The sequence below is a fragment of the Maribacter aurantiacus genome, from assembly GCF_005780245.1.
Taxonomy (GTDB): Bacteria; Bacteroidota; Bacteroidia; order Flavobacteriales; family Flavobacteriaceae; genus Maribacter; species Maribacter flavus.
Map to the genome: position 1 here is coordinate 570506 of NZ_VBUK01000001.1, position 20759 is coordinate 591264.

At 42.9% G+C, this 20759-nt stretch carries 22 protein-coding genes; 11 read left to right on the plus strand and 11 right to left on the minus strand.

The window, feature by feature from the left end; all coding sequences use genetic code 11:
- Positions 1-3 precede the first annotated feature (3 nt).
- Positions 4-1005, minus strand: a complete 1002-nt coding sequence (locus FEK29_RS02460; protein ID WP_138256806.1) for an AAA family ATPase — start codon at positions 1003-1005, stop codon at positions 4-6.
- A 157-nt stretch (positions 1006-1162) separates the two neighbouring features.
- Here FEK29_RS02460 and FEK29_RS02465 point away from each other — a divergent pair, with 157 nt between their 5' ends.
- Genes FEK29_RS02465 through FEK29_RS02475 form a run of 3 tightly spaced genes read left to right on the plus strand, consistent with a single transcriptional unit; the run spans position 1163 to position 3938 of the window.
- Positions 1163-2038, plus strand: a complete 876-nt coding sequence (locus tag FEK29_RS02465) for an aldo/keto reductase (protein ID WP_138256807.1) — start codon at positions 1163-1165, stop codon at positions 2036-2038.
- A gap of 11 nt (positions 2039-2049) precedes the next feature.
- Positions 2050-2805 (plus strand): SDR family NAD(P)-dependent oxidoreductase, encoded by a 756-nt coding sequence (locus tag FEK29_RS02470; protein WP_138256808.1) that lies wholly within the window; start codon positions 2050-2052, stop codon positions 2803-2805.
- Positions 2802-3938 (plus strand): ATP-binding protein, encoded by a 1137-nt coding sequence (locus FEK29_RS02475; protein WP_138256809.1) that lies wholly within the window; start codon positions 2802-2804, stop codon positions 3936-3938. Before FEK29_RS02470 ends, FEK29_RS02475 begins: the two co-directional genes overlap by 4 nt.
- Here the strand turns inward: FEK29_RS02475 and FEK29_RS02480 are convergent, their stop codons facing one another.
- Positions 3939-5879, minus strand: coding sequence for an alpha-amylase family protein (locus tag FEK29_RS02480; RefSeq protein WP_138256810.1), 1941 nt, complete (start codon positions 5877-5879; stop codon positions 3939-3941).
- A gap of 1 nt (position 5880) precedes the next feature.
- Positions 5881-6825, minus strand: a complete 945-nt coding sequence (locus FEK29_RS02485; RefSeq protein ID WP_138256811.1) for a carbohydrate kinase family protein — start codon at positions 6823-6825, stop codon at positions 5881-5883.
- A 316-nt stretch (positions 6826-7141) separates the two neighbouring features.
- On the opposite strand from FEK29_RS02485, the gene FEK29_RS02490 reads away from it, so the two are divergent.
- The 4 genes from FEK29_RS02490 (at position 7142) to FEK29_RS02505 (ending at position 11301) form a co-directional block, all read left to right on the plus strand.
- A complete protein-coding gene (locus FEK29_RS02490; RefSeq protein WP_138256812.1) occupies positions 7142-8278 on the plus strand; it encodes an SPFH domain-containing protein in 1137 nt (378 codons plus the stop codon).
- A gap of 147 nt (positions 8279-8425) precedes the next feature.
- A complete protein-coding gene (locus tag FEK29_RS02495) occupies positions 8426-9508 on the plus strand; it encodes a DNA helicase PriA (RefSeq protein WP_138256813.1) in 1083 nt (360 codons plus the stop codon).
- Positions 9505-10245 (plus strand): metallophosphoesterase, encoded by a 741-nt coding sequence (locus tag FEK29_RS02500; protein ID WP_138256814.1) that lies wholly within the window; start codon positions 9505-9507, stop codon positions 10243-10245. The genes FEK29_RS02495 and FEK29_RS02500 overlap by 4 nt, the downstream gene beginning before the upstream one ends.
- Positions 10246-10302: 57 nt before the next feature.
- Positions 10303-11301 carry an acyl-ACP desaturase gene (locus tag FEK29_RS02505; protein ID WP_138256815.1) on the plus strand — a complete coding sequence of 333 codons (999 nt, stop codon included), beginning with the start codon at positions 10303-10305 and terminating at the stop codon, positions 11299-11301.
- 163 nt (positions 11302-11464) lie between these two features.
- Here FEK29_RS02505 and FEK29_RS02510 read toward each other — a convergent pair whose 3' ends face one another.
- Together FEK29_RS02510 and FEK29_RS02515 are read right to left on the minus strand one after the other, a co-directional pair.
- A complete protein-coding gene (locus FEK29_RS02510; RefSeq protein ID WP_138256816.1) occupies positions 11465-12019 on the minus strand; it encodes a hypothetical protein in 555 nt (184 codons plus the stop codon).
- A gap of 32 nt (positions 12020-12051) precedes the next feature.
- Positions 12052-12960: an OmpA family protein gene (locus FEK29_RS02515; RefSeq protein ID WP_138256817.1), complete on the minus strand. Its 909-nt coding sequence runs from the start codon at positions 12958-12960 to the stop codon at positions 12052-12054.
- A gap of 624 nt (positions 12961-13584) precedes the next feature.
- On the opposite strand from FEK29_RS02515, the gene FEK29_RS18150 reads away from it, so the two are divergent.
- Entirely contained in the window at positions 13585-13710 is a 126-nt protein-coding gene (locus FEK29_RS18150; protein ID WP_262710121.1) for a hypothetical protein, read from the plus strand.
- A gap of 43 nt (positions 13711-13753) precedes the next feature.
- Here FEK29_RS18150 and amaB read toward each other — a convergent pair whose 3' ends face one another.
- From amaB to FEK29_RS02545, 6 genes are all read right to left on the minus strand, one after another.
- Positions 13754-15307 carry an L-piperidine-6-carboxylate dehydrogenase gene (gene amaB / locus FEK29_RS02520; protein WP_138256818.1) on the minus strand — a complete coding sequence of 518 codons (1554 nt, stop codon included), beginning with the start codon at positions 15305-15307 and terminating at the stop codon, positions 13754-13756.
- A gap of 61 nt (positions 15308-15368) precedes the next feature.
- Positions 15369-15743 carry a DUF1304 domain-containing protein gene (locus FEK29_RS02525; protein WP_138256819.1) on the minus strand — a complete coding sequence of 125 codons (375 nt, stop codon included), beginning with the start codon at positions 15741-15743 and terminating at the stop codon, positions 15369-15371.
- The gene (locus FEK29_RS02530; protein ID WP_138256820.1) at positions 15743-16285 is read right to left on the minus strand and encodes a 3-hydroxyanthranilate 3,4-dioxygenase; all 543 of its coding nucleotides are present in this window, start codon (positions 16283-16285) and stop codon (positions 15743-15745) included. The genes FEK29_RS02525 and FEK29_RS02530 overlap by 1 nt, the downstream gene beginning before the upstream one ends.
- Positions 16286-16394: 109 nt before the next feature.
- Complete coding sequence (locus FEK29_RS02535; protein ID WP_161595302.1) at positions 16395-16889, minus strand: CAP domain-containing protein; 495 nt, start codon at positions 16887-16889, stop codon at positions 16395-16397.
- 203 nt (positions 16890-17092) lie between these two features.
- Complete coding sequence (locus FEK29_RS02540; RefSeq protein WP_240042641.1) at positions 17093-17566, minus strand: CAP domain-containing protein; 474 nt, start codon at positions 17564-17566, stop codon at positions 17093-17095.
- A 223-nt stretch (positions 17567-17789) separates the two neighbouring features.
- On the minus strand, positions 17790-18284 hold the full coding sequence (locus FEK29_RS02545; RefSeq protein ID WP_138256823.1) for a CvpA family protein: 495 nt from the start codon (positions 18282-18284) through the stop codon (positions 17790-17792).
- 82 nt (positions 18285-18366) lie between these two features.
- On the opposite strand from FEK29_RS02545, the gene FEK29_RS02550 reads away from it, so the two are divergent.
- The 3 genes from FEK29_RS02550 (at position 18367) to glpK (ending at position 20713) form a co-directional block, all read left to right on the plus strand.
- Positions 18367-18723 carry a hypothetical protein gene (locus FEK29_RS02550; RefSeq protein ID WP_138256824.1) on the plus strand — a complete coding sequence of 119 codons (357 nt, stop codon included), beginning with the start codon at positions 18367-18369 and terminating at the stop codon, positions 18721-18723.
- Positions 18724-18816: 93 nt separating this feature from the next.
- Positions 18817-19128 (plus strand): antibiotic biosynthesis monooxygenase family protein, encoded by a 312-nt coding sequence (locus tag FEK29_RS02555; RefSeq protein ID WP_138256825.1) that lies wholly within the window; start codon positions 18817-18819, stop codon positions 19126-19128.
- Between the two features lie 100 nt (positions 19129-19228).
- Positions 19229-20713 (plus strand): glycerol kinase GlpK, encoded by a 1485-nt coding sequence (glpK, locus tag FEK29_RS02560; protein WP_138256826.1) that lies wholly within the window; start codon positions 19229-19231, stop codon positions 20711-20713.
- Positions 20714-20759: the final 46 nt, after the last annotated feature.

Consider the following 20759-nt stretch of genomic DNA (forward strand, 5'->3'; position numbering starts at 1 on the left):
CTTTTAAGGTACTTCTATCTCGTTTACGATTTTGTTGATGATTTCCTCAGAAGTAATGTTTTCGGCCTCTGCCTCATAGGTAATGCCTATTCTATGCCTTAGAACATCGTGGACTACGGCCCTAACATCTTCCGGAACAACATAGCCCCTGCGTTTAATAAAGGCATAACATTTTGCCGCTACGCCTAAGTTGATACTTCCCCTGGGCGAGGCACCAAAACTGATAAGGGGCTTCAATTTTTCAAGGTTATATTTTTCAGGGTAACGGGTAGCGAAAATAATGTCGAGAATGTATTTTTCAATTTTTTCGTCCATGTATACTTCCCTAACGGCCTTTTGGGCACTCAAGATCTGATTTAAGGAAACCACGGGTTTTACGCTTTCAAATCCACCTAAAAGATTCTGGCGCATAATCAACTGTTCCTCGTTCATTTTGGGGTAGTCGATAACTGTTTTCAGCATAAAACGGTCAACCTGTGCTTCGGGCAAGGGATAGGTTCCTTCCTGTTCAACCGGGTTTTGCGTGGCCATAACTAGAAAAGGTTTGTCCAGAATAAAGGTTTCGTCACCTATGGTCACCTGTTTTTCCTGCATGGCCTCCAATAGGGCGGATTGTACCTTTGCGGGAGCCCTGTTGATTTCATCGGCCAAGACAAAATTGGCAAAAATGGGACCTTTTTTTATGGAGAAATCGTTCTCTTTTATATTGTAGATGAGTGTACCCACAACGTCTGCGGGAAGTAGATCTGGGGTAAACTGGATCCTACTGAAACTTCCCTTTACTGCCTTGGCCAAGGTGTTGATCGCCAAAGTCTTTGCCAGACCGGGAACACCTTCCAAAAGGATATGCCCCTGCCCCAACAGGCCAATCAGCAGGCGCTCAACCATGTGTTTCTGACCAACTATGACTTTGTTCATTTCAAGAACAAGTAAATCAATAAATGCGCTTTCCTGTGCTATTTTCTCATTGACCGCACTTATGTCTACAGTTGTATTTTCTTCCATGTATCAGATACTATTTCGCGAAATTTAGCTAAAAATTTAACAGTTGTGCAAATTGAAAATTAATTGGTTGAGTAGCTGTTAACGATTGGTTAAAAAATGGTAGAAGGCCCTATTTTTGTGAAGTATTTATGGTATTTCTTTTTAATTTAACTTCTTAATGAACAGCACTACGGAATATTCCAAAATTATTGCCGGTACCATGACCTGGGGCAAATGGGGGAAAAGACTTACAACCGATGAAATGGTATGCTTGATGAACCATTGCGTGGATCTTGGTATAACCACATTTGACCATGCGGATATCTATGGAGATTATACCACCGAGGCGGATTTTGGCGCGGCCTTTTCAAAAAGCGGCATACAAAGGGAAAACGTTCAATTTATCAGTAAATGCGGAATCCAGTTCAAGGTTGAATCCAGGAGCAACAAGGTAAAGCACTATGATTACGACAGTGAATATATCATTTGGTCCGTGGAGCAATCCTTACAGAAACTGAACACGGAGTATCTGGACCTGCTATTATTGCATAGACCGAGTCCCCTTATGGATCCGGAGGAGATTTCACTTGCTATATCCAAACTAAAACAGGAGGGAAAAATCAAGCAATTTGGGGTTTCCAATTTTAGCCCATCACAAATAAAATTATTGGAAACCAAAGTGAAGGTTGAAGGGAATCAAGTGGAATGCTCCCTTACCAGCAACGATGTTATGGATAACGGCACCCTTGATGATTGTATCATTAAAGGCCGTATGGTCATGGCATGGAGTCCGTTGGGCACGTATTTCAGAAAATCATCTGACCGTACCAATCGCATCCAAAAGATAATCGACCAATTGGCGCCAAAATATAATGCCACTGAAGACCAATTGTTGCTTGCCTGGGTATTACGACATCCGGCCGGCATCCGCCCCGTGGTTGGAACGGCCAACGAAGTCCGACTTGCTCTGGCGATCAAGGCCTTGGAAATCCAAATGGAATTGGAGGATTGGTTTCTTTTAATGGAAGCGTGCAATGGCAGTGAAGTAGCATAAAATTAAATATAATGGGAAAAACAGCATTTATTACTGGGGCGACCAGTGGCATTGGAAAGGCAACGGCAACGTATTTTGCGAATAACGGTATAAATCTGATCCTTTGTGGAAGGCGCGATAATCGGCTAAAAAGCCTTCAGGAAGAACTTTCGAGGAAGGTGAAAGTGCACACACTCTGTTTTGATGTAAGGGATAAGGAATCCGTGAAAAATGCGGTAGCGTCCCTGCCCGATGCTTTTTCAAAAATTGATATTCTAATCAACAACGCGGGGAACGCCCATGGCCTGGACCCCATCGAGGAAGGCTCTTTGGACGATTGGGATGCCATGATGGATATCAACGTGAAGGGCCTCCTTTATGTTTCCAAGGCCATTTTACCGCAAATGATCGAGAGAAAAGAAGGTCATATTATCAATATAGGTTCTACGGCCGGTAAGGAAGTGTATCCCAAAGGAAATGTCTATTGTGCCAGCAAGCATGCGGTAGATGCCATTAATCAGGGAATGCGCATCGACTTGAACCAATACGGTATTCGAGTAGGAGCCGTAAATCCCGGACTAGTAGAAACCGAATTCAGCAATGTTAGGTTCAAGGGCGACGAAGAACGTGCGCACAATGTCTACAAAGGTTTCCAGCCTTTAACTCCTGAAGACATCGCCGATATTATTCACTTTGTGGTAACAAGACCCTATCACGTAAATATTGCAGATCTCGTGGTAATGCCTACTGCCCAGGCATCTTCCACCATAGTCAATAAGCAGGTATGATCAATAAACGCCTACTTGTAAAAAACTTGCTCGCCCACAATGATGAAAATAGTTTTTACGACAAAAAGCGTTTTATTGCCATTGGGGAAAAGGAGGGAAAGGCCAAATTCCTGAAGCATGTTTGCGCCTTGGCAAACAGCAATCCAAAAAATAATTCTTTCATTGTTGTTGGTGTCGAGGATGAGGATAACACCATTGTGGGGGTAGATTTTTTCGATGATAGCAAGATTCAAAACTTAGTAAACGCCTACCTAGAAAACCCGCCCATTATTTCCTATGAGAACATTCCCTTTCCCCATTTAAAGGAGGGAAAGGTTGTTGGTCTGGTGACCATCAGGTCCATAGGGAAGGTATGTGCCCTGCGCAAGAATATATGGAAGTATTTCGGGGGTTCCGTGTTTTTTAGGGAGGGCAGCATAAGTTTGCCCAAAGCCTATGGCGTAGAACTAAAGGACATAAATTCCAAAACCGTTGAAACCATAGAACAACATGCCAGAAACAACATAGAACTCACCTTGGACGGGGTCATCGATTTTTTGAACAATCGGCACAAGGACCTGGAAAGTGACTATAAAGTTTTTAAGGAGCAATTTGTGGTCTGTTGGGCAGGAAATACAAAAGTGGTAAAAGGCCAAACCTATTATTACAGGGTGGATATCGAATTGATCAACGAGCAGGTAAAGTTGTTTTATTCAGATTTGGATGAAGTAACCATCGATTATGACGACAATTCATTCTCCACCATGGAGTATGTGCATTTAGGATTGGGTTCCAAACAAAAATATTATCCCTTGGAAAAGGTGGTTATTCGTTTTAATGATAACGGCACCTATAAAATCGAGTCGAAATTATTGTTCGAACCGCCTCAATATGATAAAAAAACCCTGTTCCATGTCTATAACAGCAGCAAGTCCCTGATTTCAAAGATCAAGAACGACACGCCCCTGAATTCCATGGAAAACGAAGACCTTAATTATTTGGCCGATACTTTCCTAATTTGTTATTTGAACGGTTTTGAGGAAGCCCGTGATCAAATGGACCTGGCCAAGAACTTGGTAAAAAACAAGTACCCAAAAACGTATACTTCCTTAAAGGAGGCTTTGAGAATCCTGAGAAAGGTGAAATACAATTAATTAAACGTTCGTTATCCAATAATGGCCAAAGGGCTTTAAATAAAAGTCCTTGTTCCCGTTAAGGGTCATTGGATTTCCTGTAAGCAGGTCTATAGATGCCTCCCCGGTAAGAATACCATTTGAAAGCAGCCAAGCAACATCCAGGGACTGTGAAACTTCGTCAAAGTTTGAAAATACCCAAATCGATTTTCCTGCATCTTTTCGTTCAAAAACAAAAATGTGAGGATTGGGGGTGTCATGGATGACGGTATTATTATGGTCCGCAAAGACTTCTTGGTCCTTACGTATAGCGATCATTTTTCGTAATGTTTTGTAAACAATACTGGCAGGTCCATTGGACGTATCAAGTTTTTTGACGACCTCCCAATCCTGTTTAGGTCTATTGACCCATCGGCTATCGTTTTTGAAATCTTCATCCTTCAGGAACGAATAGTCGTTCAAGGTCGCGATTTCGTCTCCGGCATAAATCAGCGGAATGCCGCCAAACGACAAAATGATGCCATGCATCATTATAATTTTATCCACGGCATAGGAGACGCTTATTTCGTTTTTTTGTTCAAGGGCGGATTCCAGACCCAAGAGTGATGCGGCACTTCCCGTGATACGCCCGTCCCCATTTTTTGGGTTATACATGAACATAAGGCCTTTTGCGGGCGACCACTCCAACCTGCCACAATAGTAATTGAGGATAAACTGTTTGTGGGGAAACGGTTCCCAACCCATTTCACGTACAAAATCGTCGTCATAGCCCAATCCAATATCATCATGGCAACGGATGTAATTGATCCAAGTACAATCAATGGGCTTATTGGGTACTCCATTTAGGCTACGGATCATCAAGGAACTTTTCTTGGTTGCGATGGAGTTCCATAAAAGTGCCATTAAGGAAGCATTGTAAGCTATTTCACACTCGTTTCCTTCAAACTGGTTCTCACCGAAGTATTTTAGGATATTGCGCGGTGCAACAATGGCTTCTGCCAAAAGAATGACTCCGGGAGCGATTACCTGTAGGCACATTCTAAAGAGTGAAATCAGGGTGTGTGCTTCGGGCAGGTTCTGGGAAATGGTCCCCAGTTTTTTCCATAAAAAGGCCAGGGCATCAAATCGTATGACATCCACTCCCATGTTCGCAAGGGCCATGAGATTCCCCAGCATTTCCAAAAAAACTTCCGGGTTTCTATAGTTGAGGTCCCATTGATACTTATTGAAAACGGTCATTACCCATTTTTCCATCTCCGGGATATAGGTAAAGTTACCGGGAGCCGATTCCGGAAAGATTTCCGGTAAGTTTTTTTCGTACTCATCGGGAATAGACCTGTTGTCAAAAGTGTAATAATAATCCTGGTATTTTTTATGCCCCTTTTTGGCTTTCTTGGCCCATTCAAATTCATCCGAAGTATGGTTGACCACAAAGTCCAACATCAAGAAGATATTCTTTTCACGGGCTTTTTGGGAAAGTTCCATAAAGTCTTCCCGGGTACCATATCTTGGGTCTATTTCATGATAGCTATTTACGGCATAGCCTCCATCGTTCTCTCCATTGGGCCTCGTTGTAATGGGCATTAAATGGAGAAAGTTCACCCCCAAATCCTGGAAATAGGGCAACCTGTCCTGTAAGCCCTTTAAGTCCTTGCTAAAACGATCCACATACAATTGCATGCCCACGAGTTTCTCGCTTTGGTACCAATTTCCCTCCTGCAATCGCTCCAAGTCCTGTTTTTTCAATGCTTCAGGGCGTTCTTTAAAGAGCAGCTCCAATTTTTCGGGAAGCTTTTTCGAGAAATATGAGGTATCAGACGCTGGATAAAGCGAAAAAAATAAGTCCTTAATATATGTGAGATTGGTATGGAACCTTTGATGGAATAATTCGGTGGTTGTTTTCTTGGCCTCTCCAAGTACCTTTTTGGAGGCCAATAATTGGTGCAAGGCAGCCTGGTTCATGCTAAAAATCTAATTGTTTTTGGGTTGGTAGGGATTCGATCGCGCCAAAATTGGTCGTTGTAATGGCACCGGCCTTGTTGGCCTTTGACACTATTTGGGTAAGTTCTTCCTCACTTTCCAGTAAGGTCTCCAAACTATCGTGTTCCGAAATCTGTTTCAACATACAACCTATAAAGGCATCCCCTGCTCCGGTCGTGTCCACAGGGGTCACCTCAATGCTTGGGATCGTTTTTCGAAAGTGTTTGGTGCTCAACAAAGTTCCTTCTTTGCCCAAGGTCACTACAATGATGGCCACTCCGGTGTCATGGAGAAAGGCGCAGGCTTCGTCCATTTCCCTTTTCCCCGTAAGTAACCGTGCCTCTTCCAGACTGAATTTCCCCAGATGTGATTTTTGTATAAAGGGCATGCATTTTTTAATAAAGGCCTCCTCTTTGTTCTTCCAAAGGTCTTCCCTGTAATTGGGGTCAAAACTAATGAAGGAGTCTTTGGTAAGGGCATCAAAAAAATAGCGGCTATAGGCTTCTTCCAAATTACCGCCCAGCATGGCCGTAGCCGCCCCAAAATGGACCATGTTGTTCTTGAATTCCTTTTTTAGGGAAGAGTCGTATTTCAACTCCTTGTCCGCACCGCGGCTAAAAACAAAATCGCGCTCACCATCCTCATCGATGGATACAAAGGCCAAGGTGGTAAAGACTTCGGATTTCTGGGCCATGGAGGTATCCACTTTGTTCTCTTCCAGGATGTTTAACAAAAAATCCCCAAAGGGATCATCCCCCACACAACCTACGAACACACTTTTGCCTTCCAACTTGCTTATGGCACAGGCCACATTGGCCGGGGCACCGCCCGCCTTTTTTGTAAATTCCTTGGCTACCGACAAGTTTTTGCCTTGGTTTTCGGCCACAAAATCTATGAGTAGTTCACCGATGCAAAATACTTTCTTCATTTATTCATTGTATTGATGGACGTTCATTGCACAAAGCATTAAATTCCTTTTAACCGAGGGCCTTTTCATAGTTCGCACTTCAAATATTCCCGTCCGCTACTATTACAAAACGTCATCGTGGTTTGGAAATTTGGATTTCTAAGGTAATCAGAAAAAATAGCTTCAAGTAAATTTTGTTGTGAATAATTGAATATGGAAGGTTTGTTCTCCAAATAAAACCGATTTTTTCTGGGGAATCACTGGTTAGAAGGATACTATTTTTTGCGGGGATTCCATTTAATCCCTACCTTTTTACAGCAATTAAAAACCTAAGAAAATGGGACTATTCGATGAGATAAAAAAGAAACTGAGCCATGAGTTCATAGATATTGTGGAATGGTTGGATACTGGTAACGACACCATTGTCCATAGATTTGAACGCTATCAGAATGAAATAAAGAACAATGCCCAGTTGATCGTTAGGGAGGGCCAGACAGCGGTATTTGTCAACGAGGGCCAGTTGGCCGATGTCTTTACCCCGGGCACATATACGCTGAATACAAAAAACCTTCCCATTTTGACCACCCTAAAAGGATGGAAATATGGTTTTGATAGCCCTTTCAAGGCCGAGGTATATTTTGTAAATACCCGATTGTTCACCGATGAAAAATGGGGCACCAAAAATCCCTTCATGCTCAGTGATGATCGTTTTGGCCTGGTTGAAATCAGGGCTTTTGGAACCTATAGTTTTCGAATTAACGACCCTGGCAAGTTCGTGGTGGACGTTGTGGGAACCGATGGCAATTTTACCAATTATGAGGTGAACGAACACCTAAAAAGCCTTATTGTTACCCGCTTTACGGATACAGTTGGTGAGGCCAATCTTCCCATAGAACTCTATGCCGCGAATACCAGCGAACTTTCCGAAACATGCCAAGAGGTCATGCAGCCTGAATTCAATAGGGTGGGAATTGAGTTGGAAAGATTCTATATTGAGAATGTTTCCATGCCGGAAGAACTTAAAAAGGAAATTTTTGAATACAGCCGATTGGATAAGTTGGATATGGCCAAACTTTCGCAGTTCAAGGCCGCTAAGGCTATTGAAGCGGCAGCGAAGAACGAAGGCGGAACGGCCGGTGCCGGTATGGGTATGGGAATGGGCTTTGTATTGGCACAACAAATGGGTAACATGATGGGTCAGAACATGGGGCAGCCTATGGGAGGCCAGGTACAACAGGCACCTTCCGGACCCCCACCGATCCCTGCCCAAACAACCTATTATTATGCGGCAAACGGGCAACAGGCCGGGCCGGTTACCTTTGACAGGTTAAAGGAACTTTTTGCTAGTAGGACTATCAATAAGGACACCCTTATTTGGAAGCAGGGCATGGACAATTGGGCTTCGTTAAAGGAAATAGAGGAGCTCAAATCGTTTTTAGGAGGAAACACGCCACCGCCTTTACCATCGGCATAATATGGTAGAAAAACAGGAAATGCTTGTTGCCATATAATTCCAAACAAATGATTCATTATTGATATATACCTTGATAGAGGTATATTGATTGTATTAATAAACCCTTCAATAAAGGTTTCACTTAAAAGTTTTAGTGAAACAATTTCTATGGAAGATATTCGGCAGTCAGAACTCAAAAAGGCATGCGCCAACTGTGGTGCGGAACTGAAATTTAAGCCGGGTTCCCACCAGCTTACCTGTGAATATTGTGGTTATGAGGAGTTCATTGAACAATCGAAAAGCAGTTTTGAGGAACTGGAATTGGCCCATTACCTAAAAGTTGTTGGGGAAAATGCCTACACTGAAACCATTGAACTGCTTCATTGCAAAAATTGTGGGGCCAACCAGCATGTAGAGGAAAATTATAAATCGCTTGACTGTGTCTATTGCGGGGAACCCTTGATCCGGGAGGATGTTGAAGTGGAGGGGTGGATTACGCCAGGAGCCTTGGTTCCCTTTCAACTGGACGCAAAAAAGGCCCGAAGTATCTTTAAGACATGGGTGGGTAGTCTTTGGTTTGCACCAAACAAATTCAAAAGGGCGGCACTCGACCCGGAAGGCTTGCATGGATTATATGTCCCTTACTGGACCTTTGATGCCAACCTATATGCCTCCTACCAAGGTCAACGGGGCGATTATTATTATGAGACCCAGACCTATAATAGCAATAAGGGAAAGCGGACGCGTCAGGTACGAAAGACCCGCTGGACCTATGCTTCGGGTACGGTGAATGGTTTTGTGGACGATATTCTGATCAATGCATCCCAACGGAAAAGAAAGGATATTCCCCAAAAAGTAGCCTTTTGGAACTTGAAGGACCTGGTCGTTTTCAATAGCAAGTATTTATCGGGATTTGTAACCGAAAAATATTCGGTATCCCTCAAGGAAGGACACCATCAATCCTTTCAAGAAGCCAAGAACATCGCCTATAATTGGATTAGAAGGGATATTGGAGGGGATACACAACGCATTGCCCATGCGGATATCAAGCTTTCGAAAGAAACTTTCAAACATGTATTATTACCTATTTACATCAGTTCATATCGTTATTCAGGTACCGAGTACAATTTTTATATCAATGGGCAAACCGGCACGGTGAGTGGAAGCAGGCCGTATTCCTTTTGGAAAATTTTCTTTTTAGTGCTCTTTATCCTTGTGTTGATTGCAGTATTTGCGATTTTTGCAAAATGACATTACAAAGAACCCTCGTTATTGGGGATATCCATTCTGGATTAAGGGCGTTAAAGGATTTATTGGTCAGGGCAAAGGTCACTCGGAAAGACACCTTGATTTTTTTGGGCGATTATATAGATGCGTGGAGCGATGCCGTCGCTACCGTTGATTTTTTATTAGAATTAAGAAAAACACATAACTGCATTTTTCTCCGAGGAAATCATGACGAACTCTGTTATGAATGGCTTACGGAGGGAAGGGATAACCCAACCTGGTTCATGCACGGGGGTAGGGCTACTGCGGAGTCTTATGCCAAAGCGGATGACCGGACCAAAAAAACACATATTTCGTTCTACGAAAGTTTGGAGAACTATCATTTAAACGAGGACAACAAACTTTTTCTTCATGCAGGCTTTACCCACTTAAAGGGTATCGACCATGAATACTTTACCAAATCTTTTTATTGGGACCGGACCCTATGGGAATTAGCCCTTTCCCTGAATCCTGATTTGGACAAAAATCACGAGCGTTACCCGCAAAGGCTCGTTCATTATGAGGAAATTTATATCGGTCATACGCCTGTGACCAGAATGGGCAAGACCACACCTCAGAATGGAGCAAATGTTTGGAATATAGATACAGGCGCCGCCTTCAAAGGACCGTTGACAGCGCTGGATATCCATACAAAGGAATTTTGGCAGAGCGATCCTGTCCATACCTATTATCCGGGCGAAAAGGGTCGAAACGGAAAATGAATTTGATTTTAACGGTAAATCATTATATTATTGACGAAATTTGATAAAAAATAAAACATGGCGGAGAAAAATATTCGATTGGAAGTAATGCAGGCATTGGAGCCTAAAGTCGCTGGTTTTATGGACACTTTTCTAGTTCCTATTGAAAAGATATGGCAACCCAGTGATTTTTTGCCTGATTCCGAAGAAGAAGGATTCTTGGAGAAAGTCAAGGAGATTAGGGAGGAATCGAAGGAATTGGGATATGACTTTTGGGTAACCATGGTGGCAGATACGATTACGGAGGAAGCGCTGCCTACCTATGAATCTTGGTTGATGGACGTAGTGGGCATTGACCAACATGGGGATTTTAAGACCAATGGCTGGGCCAAATGGGTGCGCGCATGGACGGGAGAGGAAAATAGACATGGCGATGTATTGAATAAATACTTGTATTTATCCGGAAGGGTAAATATGCGGGAAATAGAAATCACCACGCAGCATCTATTGACCGATGGCTTTGACATTGGGACGGATAGGGATCCGTACAAGAACTTTGTGTATACATCCTTTCAGGAATTGGCCACCAATATTTCCCACAAGCGAGTAGGGCAAATGGCTAAAAAGCAGGGAAACGCCTTATTGGGAAAGATGTGTACCATTATTGCAGGGGATGAGATGCGGCACCATTTGGCCTACAGGGAATTTGTGAAAGCGATTTTTGGTGAGGACCCCTCTGGAATGATGTTGGCTTTTGCCGATATGATGAAGAAAAAAATAGTAATGCCCGCCCATTTTTTGAGGGAATCTGGCGGAACTATTGGTACGGCGTTCGAGAATTTTTCCAATTGTGCCCAGCGTTTGGGTGTTTATACGGCCCAGGATTACGTGGATATCCTCAGAAAATTAAACGCATTTTGGGAATTAGAATCGGTTCGTTCCCTAAATGAAGAGGCCGAAAAGGCAAGGGACTATCTTATAAGCCTACCTGCCCGTTTGGAGCGTATTGCGGAACGCATGAAATTTCCTCAGGACCAATACCACTTTAAGTGGGTAGAGGCAAATGGAGCTTTATAATGGATAATAAAAAGTAAACTACCTAGGGGCAAGCCCACGAGTCATTCGTAGGAAACGACATTTTAATTTCGAGGAAAGCCTCTGAGTATTAAGCCCTTTGGCGGTGCCAATTAAAAAACCCCAACCGATTCGGTTGGGGTTTTTCATTAGGTTGGTTTGGTCATTATAATTTACCATGTTTATGCTCTTCCTGCCACTTGAATAGCTCCTTCCACTTACCTTCATAGCACATCTTAGCTTGCATGGGCCAAGAAGCCGGGTCATGTACCTGATAGCGTTTTCCGCCACCGTCCAATACTTTTTGACAATCCGCCACGGACGCTTCGGAGAGGGCCTTCCATGTTTTAATGCCCGCGTCCTTGAACATGCCCTCAATTTTGGGCCCTATTCCTTCCACCACTTTGAGGTCATCCTGTTTGATCTGTTTCCCAAAAATCGCTCTGGCAGCATCGGCATCAAAAGGTATGGAAGCTAACGCGGCACCTGCAGCGAAGGAGGCGGCAGAGGCCCCTAAATTGGTGGCCGAAGCAGCTTTTTTATTACATGCGTCGAGTTCGGATCTTAGCTTGGCATTTTTATCCTCAAGGATTTTTATCTCAGCGGAATTATCTATAGTTGTATTTCCGGATTTCCCAATTAGGTATCCCAATATTCCACAGATTGCGCCTACCAACAAAGGTATGAGCCAGCACCAGATATTCATAGTTTCAAAATTCATTTTTATAAAGTATTAATAGTTAGTTAGTTAGTTTATTTGTTTAGGGTTACTACCGTTCTTCGGTTTTTGGCCTTTCCTTCTTCGGTGGAATTATCGGCAATGGGTTCCGTTTGTCCTTTGGAGAAGGTCCTTATTTTTTCTGCCGATATGCCATTATCAATCAAATAGTCTTTCGCAAAATTGGCCCGGTCCAGTCCAAGTTTCATGTTGGTCGCGGCCAATCCGGTATTATCGGTATGTCCGGTAATGCTTACGGTGGCTTCGGGTACTTTATCGATGTACCTGGAAATATCGGCTACTTTTTGACGCTGTTCCGCATCTAGGCTGATGGAGGCTTCGGCTGTATTGAAATAGAGGATCAAGGGATCGGCATTGATTTTATCGTATAAGGCCGAAAGTTCTTCATCAGCCGTCTCAGATTTGATGTCTATAGTATAGGCGACAGGCCCATAATAAATGCCGTCTTTGGGAACCATTTCACCCCTCAATTCACTTTGGGTATTGATATGTACTGATGGAATACCTTGGTCCACCAAATGGTTTTTAACTGCATTCGCCCTGGCCAGGCCTAAATTAGGATATGCCGTGTTGTTCTCCTCTTCACTCGAATAATAGCCAATCACATTGATGACCTTACCGGTATTCTCAGAAAAATAATTCTGCAACTGGCCAATTCCCGTTCCAATCCCATTGGCCAACGGCATCAAAATACTTGGTGAGGAAACATTGAAATTGTAATTGTCGTTGATTTCATAGGAAAAATTGCCGTCGCTAAAGGCAAAAGGATAGGATGTTGATGCCACTTCTTTTGGAATAGCCGTTTCAATAGGCGGTTCCTCTACTGCTGTGGTCCCACATTCATTACAATGATTAATATAGAAATAGGTGCCGGCAATAATGGTAATCAACATCAACAATAGGTTGGTTGTCGTTTTACTCATAGTTCATGATAGTTTAGTGTTTGGTACCAATGTATTAAAAAAATCTTAATTTTTATGGGTTTTTTAATCCTTAATGCCTAGTAATCAACAATAAGCGGATTTCCATTTACACAGGTATTTTTCCCATTTGTACACTTGGGGTATACATTGGTATAAATCGGTTTTCACCAAAAATCTTTTTTCAAGAACTTACAAGTACAAATAATATGGTCGCTATTACTCCCAACAAGGTTTTGGCATTGTAATAGTCAGTTTCAATATTTGAGTTAGTTGGTTTAAGTAAAAGGCCCCATGCTTATAACAGTTTTGGGGCTTTTTTATGTGAAATAGGGTAGGTCTATCAAACCATACATGAAATAATTCCAATCATACAATGCTCCTTCCTATCCTTGGCTAAATCCATTATTTTGAATTGAATAAAGAGAGCAGTATGTAATGAGCCATAACAAGTCTTGATACTGACCAAGATGTCCTTATAGTCATCGGTAGGGCGAATTAGATTGACCTATGAAAAACTATAAAATAAAAAAAATGAACCCTCATCGAGGGATTGATAATGATAAGATAAATACTTCTATTAAAGAAAGTATTTAAAAATCAAGCTGTTAACCTTATTTTAAACGCATGAAAAGGCTAAAAAAGGGAATGATTGAAGTTCTAAAAATCCTGTGTATGTTCGTGATATTGGGTATCCAGACCATACTTCAAGGCAGTTGGTCATCTAATGGCCCCAACCAAAAAGCGGCCTAAAATTGTTCAAAATCGTAGTCCGCCTTTATTGTTGTGGAATGATCTACAAATCAAATTTTATGCCTTGGGCTAGCGGTAGTTCCGTGGTGTAATTAATGGTATTGGTCTGTCTTCTCATGTAGATTTTCCAGGCATCGGAACCGCTTTCCCTGCCGCCCCCAGTTTCTTTTTCCCCACCAAAGGCGCCACCAATTTCGGCACCGGAGGTTCCAATATTTACGTTGGCGATACCGCAATCACTTCCTGCAACGGACAGGAATTTCTCCGCTTCCCGTAAATTATTGGTCATTATGGCCGACGAAAGGCCTTGAACGACACCATTCTGTAGTGCTATCGCGTTTTCAACATCCCCGTTATATTTCAGTAAATATAGTACGGGCGCGAACGTTTCATGTTGCACGATTTCAAAATCGTTCTTCGCCTCTGCGATGGCCGGCCTTACATAACAACCACTTTCGTAGCCTTTGCCTTCAAGAACGCCACCTTCCACAATGACCTTGCCACCTTCTTGCACCACCTTGTCCAAGGCTTTGGAATAAAGGGCCACGGCATCCGTATCGATAAGTGGACCTACATGGTTGTTTTCATCCAAGGGGTTGCCTATGCGCAATTGTTTGTACGCGGAGACCAAGGCATCTTTTACGGTGTCATATATGGATTCATGGATAATCAGTCTTCGTGTGGAGGTACAGCGCTGACCGGCGGTACCTACGGCCCCAAAAACAGCCCCTATTACCGTCATCTTGATATCGGCATCGGGTGTTACGATAATAGCATTGTTTCCACCCAATTCCAAGAGGGATTTACCCAATCTGGCAGCGACAGCTTGTGCCACTATTTTTCCCATTCGGATGGACCCCGTTGCCGAAACCAAGGGTATTCTTTGGTCCTGTGTCATCAACTCGCCCACTTTATAATCCCCGTTGATGAGACAGGAAATACCTTCTGGGAGCTTATTCTCCTTAAAGACCGAAGCGGCAATATTCTGACAGGCAATCCCGCATAAAGGTGTTTTTTCCGATGGTTTCCATACGCACACATCGCCACATACCCACGCCAGTGCCGTGTTCCAAGACCAAACTGCCACAGGAAAATTGAAGGCCGAAATAATACCTACGACCCCTAGCGCATGGTACTGTTCGTACATTCTATGGCCAGGCCTTTCCGAATGCATTGTAAGACCGTGAAGCTGTCTGGAAAGTCCCACCGCAAAATCACAGATGTCTATCATCTCCTGAACTTCACCCAAGCCTTCTTGGTAGCTCTTGCCCATTTCATAGGATACCAGTTTTCCAAGGGGCTCCTTCAATTCCCGAAGTCTGTTGCCAAATTGACGTACAATTTCCCCACGCTGCGGTGCGGGCATTTTTCTCCAAAATTTAAACGCCTCCGTTGCCTTTTCCATGACCTTTTCATAGTCCTCTTTGGATGTTGAAGTAACCTTGGCTATCAATGACCCGTCAACGGGTGAATAAGATGCTATTTCACTTCCTGAAGCAAAATTTTCCACACCCGTGGATGAGCCGTTGTTAATCTCTTTGATGCCTAGGGCAGTTAGGGCATCGTCTATACCAAATTGTTTCGCTATTTCTGACATTTATAACTTTTTTAACCTCTATTGTTATATTTAAACAAAAGTACAAAGAATAGTTTGCTCTTTACAAACCAAACTTCACCAGGCACCATACGATAATTCCCAACAAGGCCGGAAGTCCCTGAACATAAAATATCTTTTTGGAAACGGTGAGGGCCCCATATAGCCCGGCGATTAGCACACAGGCCAAAAAGAAGAGAGCGACATTGACGGACCAAATAGGAGAGGCAATGACCAAGGACCAAAAAAGGCCTGCGGCCAAGAAGCTATTGTACAAACCCTGATTGGCCGCCATACTTTTTGTGGGTTCGAACAAATCCGAAGGAAAATTCCTGAAGACGTTTCTGGCCTTGGTAGTCCAAGCGAACATTTCCAGCCAAAGAAAGTAACAGTGCAAAAGCGCCACTAGAAAGGTGATTATTTGGGCAACCAATACCATTACTCTTCCTTGGCCATAAATCGTTCATCCACGGGCATTACGGTACCGCACTTATCACAGGTTCTTAACGCTTCGGAACTATAGAAATGCTTAAAGTGGGCCAAAAAGTCTTTCTCTATGTCATGCAAGGTAAAATAGGCTTCATAGAGTTTATGGTTACAATTATCACAAAACCACAATAAACCGTCATCAACGTTCATATCCGCCCGTTTTCGTTCTATAACAAGTCCAATGGAATCTTCAAGCCTAACAGGCGAATGTGGAATCTTGGCCGGATGTAGATACATGTCGCCAGGACCTAGTTTCATGGTCTTTTTCTGACCATCCTCCTGTATATGGACTTCAATATGTCCTTCTAACTGATAAAAAAGCTCCTCGGTTTCATTGTAGTGGTAATCCTTTCTGGCATTTGGGCCCGCCACTACCATGACAATGTAATCACCTGCATCCTTGTAAAGATTTTTATTGCCCACCGGGGGTTTTAAGTTTTGTCTATTTTCCTCGATCCATTGATTAAGGTTAAAAGGAGGTTTTATACCCATGATCATTATTTTTCTAAAGGTAAAAAAAGTGTCTTACTTAATCGTGGTAGGCATAAAAAAACCCTCGCACGTGCAAGGGTTCCATGGCAAAATCAAATCAATAATAACCTTATCTAACAAAAATTTGTGTGAAGTATAGCTCCCCTTCTTCGTCAGGGAGGATACTCAAAGCGGAATGGGTGTAATCCCCTTCCAAATTTTTTCTATGGTTTGGGCTGTCCAACCAAGCCTCAAATGCTTCCATTACCGAGTCATAATCCTTGGCCACATTTTCAGAAACATCGCTTGCCCCCGTTTTATCCGATATGCTCTTGGCCCTTTGTCCAAAGTGCGCATGGCTTGTCTGTCCTTTATCGATCATATACCTTGTGTGCTCCTTGGCATAATAGTAGGAAACACTTTCAAACTGAAGTTCGTTGAGACCTAGCGATAATCTGTGTTCGTTCACCAAATCAAACAGCTCGTTTTCCTGTGCCGTTTGAATATTTGAGGCGACGGATATGCTTAAATTGCTTTGTTCTTCCATTTCTACATATGCGTCTTTTGAACAGGATTGAAATGCCACAAGGACCAATACATAGCATATTTTTGTTATTGTTCTCATTCCGGGGGTTTTGTATTCCATGGGACAAAGGTATCCTCAAAGGAATCCTAAAACCTTATTTTCTCTGTATGCTGAACAACAAATTCGATTATACGACAAAGTTTGAAGAATCGACGATTATCGACCAATTACATGTTCTTTTTGCCGATCATACATAGCCTTTACTGGTCAATGTATCGTGTTTATAGGATTTTGGAAGGCAGCTATTCCTGGTAGAAAAGCTGTGTGTAGTAGTAATCACCTTCGGCATTCCTTTTAACACTGACCGCCGTATGGCTAAATTCGCCCTCCATAGTTTTTTTATGGCTGCTACTTTGATACCATCCCTCAAATGCTTCCATGGCCGTATCATATTCCTTGGCCACATTTTCGGCGACCATCTTTACGGTTATTTCAGAGTTAATACTGGATGCCCTGGCGCTAAAATTGTCATGGCTTAAGCTTCCTTTTGAAATCATGTAGTCCGTGTGCTTGTTCGCATACTTGTAGGCGATTTCGCTGAACTCGAGTTGGTTAAGGCCCAACGAGGCCCTATGGTCGTTGACAACGGCCAGAACCTCCTGTTCCAGGATTACGTTGTTTTCAGCTACTGCAATGATGGTGTCGTCCTGTAATGGCTCTGCCGTACACGAAAAAAGCAAAACAAACATCACTGGGATAGCTAATAGCAATCTCATTTTCATATAGTGTTCTCTTTGTAAGCAGGCCGTTCAGGATAGCTTTGTAGGAAAGTAAGATAGGGGTTCTGTTCTCGTGTTGATTGGGGAAATCAACAATGTAATATTAAATAAAATAGATTTCGGTCATGTTAAAATCTATCTGTTTTTCGACCAAATGCCTAGAATTTGGGAGAAAATGTATTTGGTCGGGAGTATGTTGTTTTTGGTCGATAAAGGGGAGTTATTCAGTCATGTTACTTTGCAGTACATTATCAAAAAGGAAGGTACCAATCTCTATTAAAGGGACGTACAGAACGGAATTGGTCTTCATTTCTTGGCTAGGCAATTCAAAATTGCCGTTAAGTCGCTCTATGAAAACCAGAAGCGCTCCTAAGATTACGGCTACTTTTAGTATACCAAAAAGGGCTCCTGCCAGTTTATTCAAGATGCCCAACATGGCTATATCGACGATTTTAGTCAGAATTTTTCCTAGCACATGCACGACCAGCACGATGATGATAAAGGTGATGATCAAGGATGCGATATTGATGAACTTTTCATCCCAGTCCATCCTTTGGGATAAATAATCACCTGCGATATACGAAAAATGGATAGCTCCATAAATACCGGCAATAAGGGCCAGAATAGCGGCAATCTCTAATAAAAGTCCATTGCTGAGACCTTTCCAAAGACCCCATAAAAGCAATAGACCCAATACAATGTCCAAAAAATTCATTTCAGCAATTTGAACAAATATAAAACTTTAGATTAGTACCTTTATGACTTTGATTTACAAGAGGAATCTTATAAAAAATAATATGGCCAGGGACACTTTGTTGAAGGAACGATGGGAACTATTGGTACAGAAATTGTCCAATAGATTTTCTGATGGAGACCCATTGGAACTGGATGCCATCATTTACCTTGTAGGTGTACAGGAGCTGGGGCAATATCACAGAAAGTATAAGAAGGATGATAAACTAGATTTGATGCATATCGCCATCTGCAGGTTATTGGAGCCCTATGGATATTACGAATTTGATTTTTTTGATGACGACGGATGGCCCCATTACAAGATCAAGGAGAGTCTTCCTCCCTTAAAAGCCGGGGAACAGGCCGTTTTGATGAAGGAAGCTATTGTCGATTATTTTTTGGAGAAGGAATTTATCCACTAAATGAAACCCTCATCGAGGGATTTGTTATTTTATGTTAAATACCTGTACAACAGTAAATGGTTAAAATTAATCTTTTAACCCCATTTAAGACATGTGAAAAAACCCAGCTATTACGCCGTTATCTTTACTTCCATCCGCACGGAAGGGGATCATGGTTATTCTGAAATGGCAAAAACCATGGAAGACCTGGCCAAGACCCAACCCGGATATTTGGGCATAGAGAGTGCTAGGGAGGAAATTGGCATAACCGTTAGCTACTGGGAAAGTCTGGAGGCCATTACCAATTGGAGAAAAAATTCTGAACACGTACTTGCTCAATCCAAAGGAATAAAAGACTGGTACCAAAACTACACGGTTCGAATTTGTAAGGTGGAACGCGAATATTCTTGGGAGAAATCCGTCTAGTGAAAGAAACCGCTCTTTTACCTTCCTTTGAAAACTGGCCAAATCCTAGTATCTTTCTCCAAACATGCCGTAGAGGCCATAATTAAATTCAATTGATTTTATGGGAGTATATATAATATCGTTAGATCAGGGAACGACGAGTTCTCGTGCGTTGTTGGTAGATGAGCAAGGGAGGATCCAGGGGATGGTTCAGAAAGAGTTCAAACAGATTTTTCCTAAATCGGGCTGGGTGGAGCACGATGCCATTGAAATTCTGGAAACCCAGTTGGGCGTTTTAAAGGAGCTGATTTCCAATAATAAGGTCGATTTGGGCGATGTGAAGGCCATCGGTATAACCAACCAACGTGAAACTGCCGTGGTATGGGACAAAAATACCGGCAAACCCGTTTACAATGCCATAGTTTGGCAGGACAAAAGAACGGCAGGTATTTGCGAACATCTAAAAAAAGAAGGACTTACCGAACATGTACGAAAAACTACGGGCTTGGTCATCGATTCCTATTTTTCGGGCACCAAGGTCAAATGGATTTTGGACAATGTGGAAGGTGCCAAAAAGAAAGCGGAAAATGGTGATCTGTTGTTCGGCACAATCGACTCCTGGCTGGTCTGGAATATGACCACGACCAAAAACCATTTCACGGACTATACCAACGCATCAAGAACCCTCTTGTATGATATTGTAAATCTACAATGGGACGATCGGCTATTAAGTGCCATGAATATTCCAAAAAGCATGTTGCCTGAAGTAAAACCCTCGGCATTCCATTTTGGGGATTTTGAAATTGACGGAGTTAAAATCCCCATAGCGGGGATTGCCGGGGACCAACAGGCAGCCTTGTTCGGACAGGGATGTTTTAAAAAGGGAACCGCAAAAAACACCTATGGGACTGGCTGTTTTATGCTGATGAACACTGGCGAGGAACCCCAATTTTCCAAAAATGGATTGTTGACCACCATTGCCTATGGTTTGGACGGTAAGGTGAACTACGCGTTGGAGGGGAGTATTTTCATTGCAGGGGCTGCCATACAATGGCTGCGTGACGGTTTGGAATTGATATCCGATGCCAAGGAAACCGAGGCACTTGCCAAATCTGTTGAAGGGGAAAGTTCGGTGTACGTGGTACCGGCCTTTGCCGGCCTTGGAGCACCTCATTGGGACATGTATGCCCGTGGTGCGATTTTCGGACTTACGAGGGATACGGGCAAGGCCCACTTGGCCAAAGCGACCTTGGAGTCACTTGCCTATCAGACAAAGGATATTTTAAAGGCCATGGAGGACGACTCAGATCTACAGTTGAAGAACTTACGGGTGGATGGTGGTGCCTGCGCCAACAACTATCTGATGCAGTTTCAGGCCGATATTTTGGATACCGAGGTACATCGCCCCGAAGTGATAGAGTCCACTGCTATGGGTGCCGCCTTTCTTGCGGGCATTCAGGTGGGACTTTGGTCCCAGTCCGATATCGATGAGAGTAGGCCCATGAACAGAATCTTCAAACCTCAATTTGATCGGGCAAAAAGAAGACGATTATATGCCCAATGGAAAAAGGCCGTGGATCGATCCAAGGCTTGGGAAGAGGAATAGGCCTGTTAATTTATCATTAAATTAAGAAGTAAGGCCGTACATACGG